Annotated in this window: 12 protein-coding genes; 6 read left to right on the forward strand and 6 right to left on the reverse strand. The window is 61.7% G+C overall.

Going from position 1 to position 13,365, the window contains the following annotated elements; genetic code table 11:
- Nucleotides 1-28 precede the first annotated feature (28 nt).
- The gene (locus ABNU55_RS09555; RefSeq protein ID WP_290751562.1) at nt 29-1,339 is read left to right on the forward strand and encodes a cytochrome P450; all 1,311 of its coding nucleotides are present in this window, start codon (nt 29-31) and stop codon (nt 1,337-1,339) included.
- A gap of 29 nt (nt 1,340-1,368) precedes the next feature.
- Here the strand turns inward: ABNU55_RS09555 and ABNU55_RS09560 are convergent, their stop codons facing one another.
- Nucleotides 1,369-2,043 (reverse strand): TetR/AcrR family transcriptional regulator, encoded by a 675-nt coding sequence (locus ABNU55_RS09560; RefSeq protein ID WP_290751559.1) that lies wholly within the window; start codon nt 2,041-2,043, stop codon nt 1,369-1,371.
- Nucleotides 2,044-2,184: 141 nt separating this feature from the next.
- Here ABNU55_RS09560 and ABNU55_RS09565 point away from each other — a divergent pair, with 141 nt between their 5' ends.
- From ABNU55_RS09565 to ABNU55_RS09575, 3 genes are read left to right on the forward strand one after another with little or no spacing between them, the layout of a single operon-like run.
- The gene (locus ABNU55_RS09565; RefSeq protein WP_290751557.1) at nt 2,185-4,443 is read left to right on the forward strand and encodes a TonB-dependent receptor; all 2,259 of its coding nucleotides are present in this window, start codon (nt 2,185-2,187) and stop codon (nt 4,441-4,443) included.
- A 13-nt stretch (nt 4,444-4,456) separates the two neighbouring features.
- The gene (locus ABNU55_RS09570; RefSeq protein WP_290751554.1) at nt 4,457-4,855 is read left to right on the forward strand and encodes a hypothetical protein; all 399 of its coding nucleotides are present in this window, start codon (nt 4,457-4,459) and stop codon (nt 4,853-4,855) included.
- Entirely contained in the window at nt 4,744-5,859 is a 1,116-nt protein-coding gene (locus ABNU55_RS09575; protein ID WP_290751552.1) for an MFS transporter, read from the forward strand. Before ABNU55_RS09570 ends, ABNU55_RS09575 begins: the two co-directional genes overlap by 112 nt.
- Before the next feature lie 89 nt (nt 5,860-5,948).
- Here ABNU55_RS09575 and ABNU55_RS09580 read toward each other — a convergent pair whose 3' ends face one another.
- The 3 genes from ABNU55_RS09580 to ABNU55_RS09590 form a co-directional block, all read right to left on the reverse strand.
- Complete coding sequence (locus ABNU55_RS09580) at nt 5,949-7,514, reverse strand: N,N-dimethylformamidase beta subunit family domain-containing protein (protein WP_290751549.1); 1,566 nt, start codon at nt 7,512-7,514, stop codon at nt 5,949-5,951.
- Nucleotides 7,515-7,593: 79 nt separating this feature from the next.
- Nucleotides 7,594-8,250 carry a class II aldolase/adducin family protein gene (locus ABNU55_RS09585; RefSeq protein WP_290751547.1) on the reverse strand — a complete coding sequence of 219 codons (657 nt, stop codon included), beginning with the start codon at nt 8,248-8,250 and terminating at the stop codon, nt 7,594-7,596.
- Complete coding sequence (locus tag ABNU55_RS09590) at nt 8,247-9,194, reverse strand: PfkB family carbohydrate kinase (RefSeq protein WP_290751544.1); 948 nt, start codon at nt 9,192-9,194, stop codon at nt 8,247-8,249. Before ABNU55_RS09590 ends, ABNU55_RS09585 begins: the two co-directional genes overlap by 4 nt.
- Before the next feature lie 90 nt (nt 9,195-9,284).
- Between ABNU55_RS09590 and ABNU55_RS09595 the strand changes: the two genes are divergently transcribed.
- Nucleotides 9,285-10,556, forward strand: a complete 1,272-nt coding sequence (locus tag ABNU55_RS09595) for an aminotransferase class III-fold pyridoxal phosphate-dependent enzyme (protein WP_290751542.1) — start codon at nt 9,285-9,287, stop codon at nt 10,554-10,556.
- 5 nt (nt 10,557-10,561) lie between these two features.
- Nucleotides 10,562-11,365, forward strand: coding sequence for a metal-dependent hydrolase (locus tag ABNU55_RS09600; RefSeq protein WP_290751539.1), 804 nt, complete (start codon nt 10,562-10,564; stop codon nt 11,363-11,365).
- Between the two features lie 9 nt (nt 11,366-11,374).
- Here the strand turns inward: ABNU55_RS09600 and ABNU55_RS09605 are convergent, their stop codons facing one another.
- Both ABNU55_RS09605 and ABNU55_RS09610 read right to left on the reverse strand, forming a co-directional pair.
- Nucleotides 11,375-12,061: a protein-L-isoaspartate(D-aspartate) O-methyltransferase gene (locus tag ABNU55_RS09605; RefSeq protein ID WP_290751536.1), complete on the reverse strand. Its 687-nt coding sequence runs from the start codon at nt 12,059-12,061 to the stop codon at nt 11,375-11,377.
- A gap of 104 nt (nt 12,062-12,165) precedes the next feature.
- Entirely contained in the window at nt 12,166-13,344 is a 1,179-nt protein-coding gene (locus tag ABNU55_RS09610) for an acyl-CoA dehydrogenase family protein (protein WP_290751533.1), read from the reverse strand.
- Nucleotides 13,345-13,365 lie beyond the last annotated feature (21 nt).

Consider the following 13,365-nt stretch of genomic DNA (forward strand, 5'->3'; position numbering starts at 1 on the left):
GGCAGACACCCACGGAGGGACAGAGCACATGCCGGAGGACGTCACAGCCGACCAACCGCCAATCCTGAACGTAGAGACGCTCGCGACACTGGAAGATTATGGCTTCGATGGCGGGCGGATCGCATTCCGCCAGTTCTGCGACAGGGTTTTCCAGCCCGGCGGTCCGCGCTTTCTGCGCAGCAACGATGGTACGCTTGTCATTTTCCGCCAAGCGGATCTTCGGGCCACGGCCGCGATGCCGGAACTGTCCGCGCTCGCGCCGAACCAGCTATTTCCCGGTCTTCTGGAGGACCGCCCCGACAGCGAAGAACCTGTCGGCTATGCTATCGCCAATCTCATCCAGAACCAGCTCTTCAGCAGCAACGCGCCCCTGAATCCGGTCCTCCGCCGTATCCTGCTCAAACAGGTCGGCCCCAGGCCGGTCGGCGCAAGGCGTGAGGGCACCCAGGCTATTGCGGCCGGTCTTCTGCAAAACCTGCCTGTCGGCGAAACCATAGACCTTGTGGAAGACATCGCCGAGCCCCTGATCGGCCGCTTCTGGGGCAATCAGCTCGGCATGACAGATGAAGAGGCGCTTGAAGCTGCGGTCCATGCCCGCAAGATGACGCCAATGCTGTATCTCCAGCCAGGCGGAGAGGCGTTCCGCCGCGCCGACGCCGCTGCAAAAACCTACCGCGCTATCGTTGAGACAGCCAGCATGCGATCACTGCAGCGCGGCGGCTGTCCCTTCGTCGAAGAAATCGCAACGGATCTTGAAGGCGTGGATATTCCCGACGACCTCGACTATGGCGGCCATGTCCCAGAGACGGCAGGCGCGTTCGTCGCCGGCAACCTCTTCGATGGTTTCCACACCGCAGCCGTTGCTGTCGCCAATACCGTCCGCACACTCCTTGATCACCCGGACGTCATGGCTGACCTGCAGGATGCGCCGCCGGAAAGGCTCGCCGCAGTGGTGGCCGAGTGTCTGCGCATCGAGCCGCCTGTTATCGGCCTCAACCGATATGTTCGCACCGATATTGAACATGCGGGGCTCACCATTCCCGCAGGCACGAATGTCCTGATGATGTGGGGCGCCGGCAATCGCGACCCTGAGGCCTTCCCGGAACCGGCCCGCTTTGATCCAGACCGGTCCCAGCAAGGCGCCACAACCTTTGGCGGGGGCGCTCATATCTGTCCGGGCCGTTTCGCCGCCAGTCTGGCCGCGCAATGCCTGCTCGCAGGCTTGATCGAATCCGGGATACGCATCCAGGCCGCCGGGGATATCGATGACTGGATCGGCAACCATGCGATGTGCCAGATGAGGCACCTGCCGGTTACACTGGAACGGCAGGCCGGTTGAACGCCCGGCCTCTCCGGGCCGGCTTTGCGTCAGCTCTCAAGCTGGTCGTAATAGGTCACCATCATCCGGGCGAGATCGACGCATATGCGATGTCCGTCGCGTGACGGTTCTTCGAGGACCATTTCCATCCCGCTATACATCAATTCCGTCGTCAGGCAGGCCGCCTCCAGCAAGCGCTCGCGTGATGCCTTGTGCCCGGTAGCGGCGATCGCATCCGCCATCCGTTCGGCCACCATGTCCCGCGAGGCAATGCGCACCTCACGCAGGAGCGGAATTGCCCGCAGGGCCCGCAGCACAAAGATGTTGCCGGGAAACTGGCGCGTGATGTCATTTACCCGCTCCTGCAGGCGGACATTGCTGGCAACCGCCTCTTCATGGCTTGCCGACTGAAGCCCGCCTTCGTCGATCCATTGCAGGACAGCCTCGTCCTGCCGCGCCATCAGCCTGTCGCCCAGTTCGCGCAGGATGGCATACTTATTCGGGAAATAGCGGTAGAGGGCCGGCGGCGTCAGCCCGGCCCGCTTGCACACCAGATTGGTCGACAGGCGCTCCAGCCCCACCTCGTCCAGAAGCTGGCCCGTCGTTTTGAGTATCAGTTCATAGGTGTCCTGCGCGCGCGTCTGCTGCGGTTGCTGCTTGGCCTCTGTCGCCACTTTGCGCTTTTCGACCGTCTTGCGCGAGCGCGCTTTACTCTGTGTGCTCATTTTTTGTCGGTCTCCGTGCCTTTGTTGCACATAGAGCATCCACAGCAGAAAAACATCCCAAAACCATAATTATAACTATTGTAAAAGTGCTAGTGATCGCTATCCATTCTTCCGATTGGGATGGAAGGAAAGGACACCGCAATGAAAAAACTCTTGATCGGAACGGGCGCCGCCGCGCTCATGTGGACCGGCGCCGCTTCGGCGCAGACGGATGCGCAGCCCCAGGAAGAAGATGCCACGGCGCGCCTTGAGAGCATTGTCGTGACCGCGCAGAAGCGCGCCGAAAACGTTCAGGATGTGCCGATTTCCATTACGGCGCTTTCCTCCGCAGCCCTGGAAAAACAACGCGTCGACAACATCACCTCGCTCGACAATCTGGTCCCCAGCCTGCGCATTGCCTCGGCTGATGCCGCCGCGAACCCGAAGATCTTCATCCGCGGCGCTGGCCTGAATGACTTCAACCCGACCTCTTCCAGCGGTGTCGGTCTTTATGCGGACGGTGTCTATATCGGCTCGCCGCTCGCCCAGTTCGCCGCCTTTTACGACCTGGACCGTGTCGAGGTTCTTCGCGGCCCGCAAGGCACCCTGTACGGCCGCAACACCACGGGCGGCGCCATCAATGTGATCGCCAAGAAGCCCACCTTCACCCCAGAGGGCTATGCCTCGGTCGAGTATGGCAGCTTCGACGCTCTGGAAGCCACGTTCGGCGTCGGCGGCCCGGTGGTCGGTGACAAGCTCGCCTTCCGCCTCGCCGGCCAGTATGCAGAAGATGAAGGCTATTCCACCAATACCGTCACCGGTAACAAGGTGAACAATGCCGAGCGCTACGCTATGCGCGGCTCGCTTCTCTACACGCCGGACGACCGGACAGACGTGCTGTTCACAATGAACACCTTCACCAATCTCGGCGGCGTTGTTCAGCCGAAATCGCGTCAGCTTTTCCCGACCGACCCGGCGGCTGCGGGCCCTGACGGCGTTTGCGCGCCGGGCTTTTACCGCAGCGGCCTGTGCACCGACGCGCTCGGCTTTGCCGACACCGATCCAGACCCGTATCACATCACCGCAGACTTCGAGGGCAAGGACAAGGTCTCGCTCTGGAGCGCCGCCCTCACCGTCGACCGGGAGATCGGCGACCGTCTCACCCTCACCTCGATCACGGCCTATCAGGACGTCGAGCGCAAGGCTCACGAGAATACCGATTCCAGCCCGCTCCAGATGATCGAGGCTTATTACTTCAACGATCAGAAGCAATTCTCGCAGGAGCTTCGCCTGGCATCAGATGGCGACAAGCTGAAATGGGTGCTTGGCGCCTATTACATGAATGACGAAACGACCAGCGACAGCGCCTATGACATTCTGCGCGAACTGCGTCCGCTATTCGTCTCACCGTCGAACCCGACCGGCGCCAGCCCGGACGATTCGGTGATTTTCCTGGGCTATCCGTACACGCAGAAGACAGACTCCTATGCCGTCTTCGGCCAGGCCGATTATGAAATCGCGCCCCGCCTCTTCCTGACGGCCGGACTTCGCTGGTCTGCGGACGAAAAGTCGATGGATTATTCGACCGTGGCAGAACAGGCGATTACCCTGTTCACCTATGAGGCCGACAAGACGTTCAGCGACTGGTCTGGCAAGCTCGGCCTGAAATACGACCTGACGGATACGACGAATATCTTCGCGAGCTATAGCCGCGGCTACAAGTCCGGCGGCTTCTTCGGCGGCAATGCCGACAGCCCCGAACAGATTGAGCCCTACAACAACGAAACAGTCGACGCCTTTGAAGTTGGCTCGAAGAGTGACCTCCTCGGCAACCGCCTGCGGATGAACCTGTCTGGCTTCTATTACGACTATCAGGACATCCAGGCCTATTCGACGGTTGAACGCGGCGGCCTGACGGTTCAGGTGCTCGACAATGCAGCCTCGTCGGAAATGTACGGCGCCGAAGCTGAGTTCGTCGCCCGCCCGGTTGCCAATCTCGACCTGTCACTCGGCCTTGCCTGGCTGCATGCCGAATATGGCGACTACCAGTCGCTGGGCGACGATTATTCCGGAAACACGATGCCGCAATCGCCGGAATTCAGCCTGACGAGCCGGGCGTCCTATACGTTCGATCTCGACTCCGGCTTCCAGATCACGCCGAGCATTGATGCGTCCTATCGCTCAAAGGTCTATTTCGACAGCACCAACCGCGAGCGTCTGTCCGATCCGGAACTCTGGCTGCTTGGCGCAGAGCTAGCGGTCCTTTCCCCGGACGGGCATATCGAAGGGGGCCTGTGGGGCCGTAACCTGACCGATGAGGCCTATCTGACCTCTGCCAACCCGATCGACAGCCTCGGGGTCGACCTGCTGACCTATTCGCGGCCGCGCAGTGTCGGCGTGTTCCTGCGCTACCGGTACTAGTCCAGTGGCGATCATGTCCGCAGGCCAGCCGGAACCGTCCAGCCCTTCTGAAGCCATCGCCGGCTCCAGGAAGCTGGACCTTTCGGCCTGGTCCTGGGCCACCTATCAGGCCGGGCGGGACCCCTATATCGGTCTCGTCAACGGCTTTCTTTTCGCCCCCTATTTCGCGACCACGGTGGTCGGGGACGGGGTGAAGGGGCAGGCCATGATTGCCCAGATGGGCATGATTTCCGGTCTGACGGTTGCAATCGTGGCGCCGGTCCTCGGCGCCACGGTCGACACAATCGGGCCACGCAAGCCATGGCTGGGCCTGCTGACCCTTCTGCTTATTCCGTTGATCATGAGCCTCTGGTTCGCCGCGCCCGGCGGGCCATCCTGTCCCCCTGGGTCGTCGTCGCAATCCTGGGCCTGATCTCCATCCTGCTGTCATGCGGCGAGGTCCTCTTCTCCTCCATGCTGACATCGGCGGCAAAGCCACGCATGCAGCCCATGGCCTCAGGCATGGCGCTCTCCCTCGGCAATGTCACCTCGATCGCTCTTCTTCTCTTCATCCTCTTCGCGCTGATGTTGCCAGACCAGCCCTTGTTCGGCCTCTCCAAGGAAGCATTCGAGCCGGACCGGATGGTGCCGGTCCTTGTCGCCGTCAACTTTGCCATATGCGCCGTCCCCCTCTTCCTCTTCAGCAAGGACGCGCCGCATTCGGGCTCAAAGGCCAGCACAGCTTCGGTCCGTGCCGGCGTCGGCTCCCTTTTCTGGCTGATCCGGAACTGGAAGCAGAATTCCGACGCGATGATCTATCTTCTGGCCCGCACGCTGGCACAGGATGCCGGCGGCGTCCTGCTGATCCTCTGCGGGGTCTATGCGGCAGGCGTCATGGGGTGGGATGGCACACAGATGCTGATCTATGGCCTGCTCGGCTGCGTGGCCGGCCTGATCGGCGGCGTCCTCGCCGGCTGGCTGGACGAAACATTCGGCCCCAAGATCGCCTTCCAGATAGAGATCGCGGGATCCGTGGTGGGCCTGATCGGGATTATCGGCGCCTCGCCAACCAAGATCCTCTTCATGACCGTCGCCGATCCGCAAGCGGTCTGGGACGGTCCGATGTTCACCACCCTGCCGGAACTGGTTTTCGTCTTCTTCGGCTTTCTGGGATTCGTGTTCCAGATCGCGGCCTGGTCCTCCAGCCGCACCTTGCTGACCCGGCTTGCCCCGGCCAGCCAGATGGGCGCCTTCTTCGGCCTTGCTGCCCTTGCCGGCAATTCGACCAGCTGGCTCGGACCGATGTTCGTCGGTATTTTCACCAGCGTCTTTCATTCCCAGCAGGCCGGCTTTGTCCCCGTGACACTCCTCTTTGCAGCAGGCTTCATCCTGCTTCTTTTCGTCAAGGGCGGTGGCAAGGAGCCCGTGCCGGACTGATCCGCCGTTCCTCGCGATAACTTAGGACCATAAGAAAGGCGCGGGAAGTCCCTCCCGCGCCTTTCAACATCTAGAGCAGCGCCCGCCGCCTATTTTGCGGCTGAAGCGCTCACAGCTTCCGACTTCGTGACATCGAACCGCTCCATCACATTGCGGGTAATGGTCTCAACGAACGGGTCTTTCGCGACCAGTCCATGCGCCCATTCTGTCGTGCCGGTGTTGAACACCTCGCCTTCGCCGCGCTTGAAGCTCGCCAGCACCGCATGCCCGCGGAGCAGGCGCTGCTGCATGGCAGGGGAGCCATCGCCATAGATGCAGTCGGCAATCACATCCAGCTTCTCCGGCGGGATCATCGGGGCATAGCCGCTTTCCGGATCCTCGCCGAGCGTGGCAGGCGCAATGGCAATGATCTCGAGATTCTCCGGAACGCCGCCAGTGGTGATGGCTTTCGGCAGACCATCCTCACCGAACTCGAACCGGCACCCGTCACTTTCATAGCCGATGAGCGGCACATCGGCGCCCAGCTGGTCCCCATAGAACAGGTCGGTCCCGTTCAGGGCCCAGTGCTTGTCATTATAGACCGTGAAGCCGGAAGAGCCGCGCGAGACGCACATGCCAAGCCGGTGATAGCCCCCGAAATTGAAGCTCAGCCCGGTCAGTTCAGCCTCCGGCGCGCCGAAAGCCGGGTGAGACCAGAGATGCGTTGCCTTCTCAGGCCCGGCATCCTCCGCCGTGAACCCTTTCCACTTGTGGCAGACATAGGTCTTGCCATCATTTTCCCAGCGGACCTTCCAGAAACACGTATTGCCCGACAGGATCGCGGCATGGCCGCCATTGTCGACAAATTGCTCCACCTGCGCACGTTCATCGCCTGACCAGTATTCCGAATGGCCGACAAAGAAGGCCGAGCTATAGGCCGAAAGAAGGTCCGGATCGGTGTCGAGATCGTAATCGGTCACATAGTCGAAGACATAGCCTTCCGCCTCCGTCCAGGCCGCGAAGGCGTGCTCCCATTTGTTCATAAAGCCGGCCGAGCCATCATAGGGCGAGATCTGGTGGTGACGCATCCATTCGGGGTCCGCCGCCCATGGCTTTTCCCTGAAGTCCCGCTTGCGCATATTGATCAGGCGCGGGGCGCCTTCCGGCGCGGCGACGATCATCTGGATAAAAGGCCGCTGGGTCGAAAGCACACCGATCGCCTGATCCATCGCCTCATCGAACGGAACCTTGCCACTCATCAGCCCGGTCACATTGGAATAGGCGTTCGCGCCGCCCCACCAGTTATAGGACTGATAGGTGTTCGTCGCGAGAACCAGGACGGCCTTCGAGCCGGTCGTACCGGCCTTCGGTTTGATACAGACGAAATGGTGGGTCTGCTCTCCTGCTGCGTCGGTCAGCAGGATATCGTAATAGCCAGACCGCCAGTCCTCGCCCGCGGTCACTTCCAGCGCCGCTGGCCAGCCGCATCCGTCCCGGTCGGCATGCGGCGGCACCGGATGATGGCCCGCCTCAATATCTTCCATTGTCAGCACGGTTTCACGGTTCAGGCCGACACGTGCAATCTCCAGCCGGCAGGGGCCGTTCTCCACGCTGATATGGAGCGCGAAGCTCTCACCGGGTCTGAGGCTGAGGCGGTCTGTATAGCAGGCGAGCATGCGGAACTCCGATCTTGGTCACAAAGCAATGATAGCGATCATTACTATATGAGCAAGCACAGCGACGCCGCACCGGAGCTCAACTTTTCTTCTTTTGCCCATAGGAGCGAAATTGCTCAGCGATGCGCGCCATTTCATCACCGCCAAGCAGGGTCGGGCCGCCTATCGCCAGCGTGCCCCAGTAGATGGCGGCCTGCTCCTCGACCTCTTCGGCAATCAGCAAGGCCGCCCGCAGGCTGGGCGCGGCAACGATCTGCCCGTGATTGGCCATCAGGGTCGCATACTGACCCGCCAGCGCCTCGCAGACCACCTCCGCCAGCTCGGCAGACCCGAATGTGGCATAGGGCGCGACCGGCACGGAGGACCCGCCACTCACGGCGACCATATAGTGCACAGCCGGTATGGGCATGTTGGCGCAGGCGAGGATGGTGGCATGACGCGAATGACAGTGAACGACAGCGTTGGCATCCGGGCGAAGCTGCAACAGTTTCAGATGCATCAGCCACTCGCTGGAGGGCTTCATGCCCGCCGGGTCATAGCTGCCATCGGCGGAGAGCTTCACAATATGCTCCGGCTTAAGGGCAGATGGCGGAATGCCGGTCGGCGTCACCAGCGCGCCCTCCCCCAGGCGCGCCGAAACATTGCCCGATGTGCCGCGGTTGAGGCCGCGCGCATCCATCGCCGCCATCACCTCGACAATCTGCTCGCGCAGTTTGGCTTCCTGTTCGTCTATCATGCTCCGGTCTCCGCAAGAGGCAGCGTCTTCATGGCCCGCTCCACCTGTTCATAGCTTTCCAGCTTGCCATAGGTCGCAAGCCCCTGCGCGACCATGGCCGCGGTCGCAGCGGCAAACCTCAGCGCATCGAAATCGCTCGCGCCTTTAAGGTGCGCGGCAACGAACCCCGCACAGAATGAGTCGCCGCAGGTCGTCGTGTCCACGACCTCGATCCTGAAGGCTGGCAGCCGTCCGCGCAATTCGCCCGCCGCCAGCACAGCGCCGCGCCCCCCATCCTTGATGACGCAATTCTTCGCGCCCATCGCAAGGAAGGCGTCTGCGGCTGCCTGAAGATCCTCTTCACCGGTCAGCAGCCGTGCCTCCTCGGCGCTCGGCAGGAACCAGGCGACATAAGGCAGCAGACGGGCAAGCTCCTCAGCTGCCGTGGGGCCCGGCGCGATCAGATCACACACCACCTCAACGCCGGCCGATTTCGCCGCTTTCAGAAGCGACTCGCCCGGCCCGCCATCCAGGGTCGGTGCCCCGATACCGCCATAGTGTAGGCATCGCACCGAGGTTGCTGCATGCATCAGCTCATCACTCAGAGGCGGCACGGACCCGGCGCCCGGCGCATGCAGCGTCGGGCGGCGCCCCTGCTCATCGATGGGCAGGATCGTTGTGGAAGTCGGATACCCCTCAAGCGTCGTCAGAAGGCTTGTATCCACGCCGCCATCCTCAAGCGCGAACCGGACGAACTTGCCCGTAAGATCGCTGCCGATGGCCCCGGCCACACCGGTGCGCACGCCAAGCCGGGCTGCGACGCAGGCCGCCCCTGCGGCCGTGCCGGCCGGGGCGCATGCGATCTGCTCGATCAGGCGCCCTTCCTCATTCGGCGGGATTTCCGTGATTGGCCGCCCCACAACATCCAGCGTCGTCAGGCCGACACACAGAAGATCGAGTTTCATCCGCTTTTCTCCCAGATTCCATCTTGCGCATATATCTACGTCAAGTATGGTAGTCAAAGCTATCTTATTTAGCCGTACAGCGAGGGGAAGATGTGGACCAATTCTGAAGACAAGGCGCTTCGCGAACGGGCAGAAGCCGTCATTCCCGGTGGCATGTACGGGCACCAGTCGGTGCGGCTGCTACCCGACGATTATCCGCAATTCTTCGAGCGGGCGTCCGGCGCGCATCTGTGGGACGCAGACGGCAACAAATATACTGACTATATGTGCGCCTACGGCCCGAACCTGTTCGGCTATGGGCACGAGGGCATTGATGCCGCCTATATCGCGCAGATGAAGAAGGGCGACACGATGACTGGCCCGTCCGGTCTCATGGTGACGCTCGCCGAAGAGATGACGCGCATGGTCACGCACGCAGACTGGGCGATGTTCTGCAAGAATGGCACAGACGCCACGACCATGGCGCTGATGATCGCCCGCCAGCATACCCGGAAAAAGACAATCGTCCTGGCAAAAGGCGCCTATCACGGCGCTGCGCCCTGGTGTACGCCGCTGAAGAACGGCACCACGCCCAGCGACCGCGCCAACCAGGTCTTCTACACCTATAATGACGTCGAAAGCCTGGAAGCGGCGGTCAAGGAAGCCGGCGACGACCTCGCCGCCATCTTCGCCTCGCCGATCAAGCACGACACATTCGTCGATCAGGAAGACCCGGCACCGGACTATGCGCGCCGTGCCCGCGAGCTTTGCGACGAGACCGGCGCCCTGCTGATCGTGGACGATGTCCGCGCCGGCTTCAGGCTCGCCCGTGACTGCAGCTGGGCACGCGTCGGTATCGAACCGGACCTTTCCAGCTGGGGCAAGGCGATTGCCAATGGCCACCCCCTTTCGGCGCTTCTTGGCTCTGACAAGGCGCGCGAAGCGGCCGCCCATATCTATGCCACAGGCTCCTACTGGTTCTCGGCCGCGCCAATGGCGGCGGCCATCGAAACGATGAAACTCATCCGTGAGACCGACTATCTCGAACGCACCCAGGCGCTCGGCCAGCGTCTTCGCACCGGGCTGGACGAAGCAGCGGACCGTCACGGCTTCGCCCTGCGCCAGAGCGGCCCTGCAGAGCTGCCGCTGATCATGTTCGCGGACGATCCCGGCTTTTCCAAAGGCTATGCGTGGAACCAGGCCCTGATCAAACGCGGCGTCTACTTCCATCCCTGGCACAACATGTTCATCTGCGCCGCCCTGACCGACGCCGATATCGACCAGACGCTCGAAATAGCCGACGAGGCGTTCAAGGTCGTGAAGGAGGCCGGACCTCTCCCGCCGGTCGAGAAACTCGCAATCCTGGCCACACTCTCGGACTGATCCACATGACCCCCATCAAACCCCGTGACCTCAGATTTGAGCTTGGTTCAGAACTCGCCGCTGAATGGAACGGCGATGACTGGTTCCAGACCGCCTTCTTCAACTCGATGTCGATCCTTTTTCCCTATGGGGAGAAGTCCTTTATCGACAGCGTCAAGGCGCACGAAAAATGTGTCAGTGACGAAGAGCTGCGCGACGCGGTGCGCGGATTCATGGCACAGGAATATGTCCACCGCCGTGAGCATCAGCGTTTCAACGAATTGCTCTGTCAGCTGAAGGGCTATGATCTCGACTATCTTGAAGGCGCCATTCGCGGCGACGCCAAGACGCTAAAGGATATGGACCCCCTGTTCTGGCTGGCGACGACGGTTGCCTATGAACACCTGACCGCGACCATCGCAGGCCAGTTACTCAGGCAGGATGGCTGGATCAGGAACGCCTCCCCGGAAGTCGCCCAGGTCTGGCGCTGGCATGCGGTGGAGGAGATCGAGCACAAGTCGGTGGCCTTCGACGTCTACAAGGCGGCCGGCGGTACACAAGGCATGCTGCGCAAGGCCATGATCCTCATGAGCTGGGAATTTCTGGTGCGCTACCAGTTGCGCAGTCTGGTGCACATGTACCGGCGGGATAAGCCGCCCTTCTGGCGCACACTCGGCCAGGCCTTCCGCTTTCTATTTGCGCGCGGCGGTTTTGTTCGCGGGAACTGGAGCCATTACTGGAAATTCTTCCGCAAGGGTTTCCACCCCAACGACATTGACGACACGGCTCTTCTGAACCGCGCGGTCGAGGTCTATGGGCTCGCCCACTGACACGCCGCGTCATGTCGAGGGGGCAAATGCCTCTTCGCCGATGAGCGGAACGAATTTGACGCCGCCCAGATCCTCTTCCTCAAAGCGCTCCTCGCCATGGCGTGTGACGCGCAAAAGCCTTTGCTCGCCATCGTCCCGGCTCACCGGGATGACAAGCCGGCCGCCCGGGGCCAGCTGCTGCAAGAGCGGATCGGCAATATGGGGCGCCACGGCCGACACGATGATCGCGTCAAACGGAGCCTCTTCAGGCCAGCCCGCCGAGCCGTCGCCCGCGAAAATCTCGACATTCTGACAGCCAAGTCCGGCCAGTCTTGGCCCAAGCTCAGCGGCCAGCGTCTCATTGCGCTCCACCGCAAACACCTTCTCTGCAATCCGCGCCATGATGGCGACGCAATAGCCAGAACCGGCCCCCACTTCCAGCACGCGCGAGCGCGCGGTCAGGGCGGCCGCCTGGATCATCAGGGCCACGATGTAGGGCTGGGAAATCGTCTGCCCCTCACCAATGGGAAGCGGCGCATCATCATAGGCAAACTCACGCAGATTCTCCGGCACGAAACGCTCACGAGGCACCGCTTTCATGGCGCGCAGGACCGCCTTGTCGCGGATCCCGCGCCCCTTGATCTTGCGGCGCACCAGTCTTTTTCTTTCAGAGGCGAAAAATCTTTCAATTTTCGCCTCCCTCTTTGAGCGTTTCATGCCGTATAAACGGCCGCTCAGCTTCCAGCGTTCCTCTTCCTGTTCTTGTGACAAAAAGCGGGAAAGCAGGGAACTTTTCTCTTTATTGGCCCTTCAGGGCCGGTCTATTTGGCCCCGGTTCGCTGCAGCTCGGCCTTCTTGATCTTTTTCGCCAGTGACCATTTGTGCACTTCTGTCGGCCCATCATAGATGCGGAAAGCGCGGACCTCGCGGAACAGCTGCTCGACGATCGTGTCCCGGCTGACGCCCATGCCACCCATCACCTGGACACACCGGTCAGCCACCCGGAACAGCGCTTCTGAAACCGCGACCTTCGCCATGGAGCTTTCAACGTTTCCGTCCTCGCCGCGGTCCAGCGCATCGGCGCACCAGTCGATCATCAGCGCAGATTGCTGCAGGTCGATCTTGTTCTCTGCCAGCATGAAGCCGACGCCTTCATGATCGACCAGCAGCTTGCCGAAGGCCTGACGCTTGCACGCATATTCGGTCGCGATTTCCTGCGCCCGTGTCGCCACGCCGTGCCAACGCATGCAGTGTGAAAGACGCGCCGGTGCAAGCCGGATCTGGGCATAGCGGAAGCCCTCTCCCGGATTGCCCAGCATGTCTGAGGCGGGCACGCGCAGATTATCGATAACCACTTCCGAATGGCCGCCCGGCATGGAACTGTCGATCGTGTCGAGCACACGCTCAATCCGGATCGCTTCATTCGGCAGGTCGACGAGGAACATGCACGCCCCCTCATCCGATTTCGCCATCACGATGCCGACCTTCGCACCCTCAGCGCCGGTGATGAAGGTCTTGCGGCCATTGATGACCCAGTGATTGCCGTCCTGCCTGGCGGTGGTCTTCATCATCGAGGGGTCAGAACCTGCCCCACCATCAGCGGCCGGTTCGGTCATGAAGAAGGCCGAGCGCGCCTCCCCGGAGACCAGCGGCTTCAGGAAGCGCTCATGCTGTTCCGGCGTGGCCACCTTGCCCAGCAGGAACATGTTCCCCTCATCCGGCGCGCCGGTATTGCACGCGACCGGTCCAAGCGGTGACAGGCCCGTCTTCTGCAGCACATAGGCCGTTCCACGTTGGGAAAGATGACTGCCGTCGTCCAGAATGTGCGGCGTCATCACACCCGCGGCGCGCGCTTTGTCCCGGAGCTCCTTGACCAGGTCTTCGCTTGGGCCGTGGTTTTCGAGTCGCGGATCGCGCTCATAGGGCGCCACCACATCGCGGACAAAAGCTTCAACACGCGCGCCGATCTCTTCGGCTTTCTGGCGGTCATCATAACTCATCGGGCAATTCTCCTTGATCGC

The organism is uncultured Henriciella sp., from assembly GCF_964005855.1.
In the GTDB taxonomy this organism is placed as follows: domain Bacteria; phylum Pseudomonadota; class Alphaproteobacteria; order Caulobacterales; family Hyphomonadaceae; genus Henriciella.

Bases quoted from the DNA above. Each gene is read 5' to 3' on its own strand.
- ABNU55_RS09590 (WP_290751544.1), bottom strand. From the start codon at position 9,194: ATGAAACTCGATCTTCTGTGTGTCGGCCTGACGACGCTGGATGTTGTG.
- ABNU55_RS09605 (WP_290751536.1), bottom strand. From the start codon at position 12,061: ATGAAACGCTCAAAGAGGGAGGCGAAAATTGAAAGATTTTTCGCCTCT.
- ABNU55_RS09610 (WP_290751533.1), bottom strand. From the start codon at position 13,344: ATGAGTTATGATGACCGCCAGAAAGCCGAAGAGATCGGCGCGCGTGTT.
- ABNU55_RS09565 (WP_290751557.1), top strand. From the start codon at position 2,185: ATGAAAAAACTCTTGATCGGAACGGGCGCCGCCGCGCTCATGTGGACC.
- ABNU55_RS09575 (WP_290751552.1), top strand. From the start codon at position 4,744: ATGGCTGGGCCTGCTGACCCTTCTGCTTATTCCGTTGATCATGAGCCT.
- ABNU55_RS09585 (WP_290751547.1), bottom strand. From the start codon at position 8,250: ATGATAGACGAACAGGAAGCCAAACTGCGCGAGCAGATTGTCGAGGTG.
- ABNU55_RS09560 (WP_290751559.1), bottom strand. From the start codon at position 2,043: ATGAGCACACAGAGTAAAGCGCGCTCGCGCAAGACGGTCGAAAAGCGC.
- ABNU55_RS09570 (WP_290751554.1), top strand. From the start codon at position 4,457: ATGTCCGCAGGCCAGCCGGAACCGTCCAGCCCTTCTGAAGCCATCGCC.
- ABNU55_RS09595 (WP_290751542.1), top strand. From the start codon at position 9,285: ATGTGGACCAATTCTGAAGACAAGGCGCTTCGCGAACGGGCAGAAGCC.
- ABNU55_RS09555 (WP_290751562.1), top strand. From the start codon at position 29: ATGCCGGAGGACGTCACAGCCGACCAACCGCCAATCCTGAACGTAGAG.
- ABNU55_RS09600 (WP_290751539.1), top strand. From the start codon at position 10,562: ATGACCCCCATCAAACCCCGTGACCTCAGATTTGAGCTTGGTTCAGAA.
- ABNU55_RS09580 (WP_290751549.1), bottom strand. From the start codon at position 7,514: ATGCTCGCCTGCTATACAGACCGCCTCAGCCTCAGACCCGGTGAGAGC.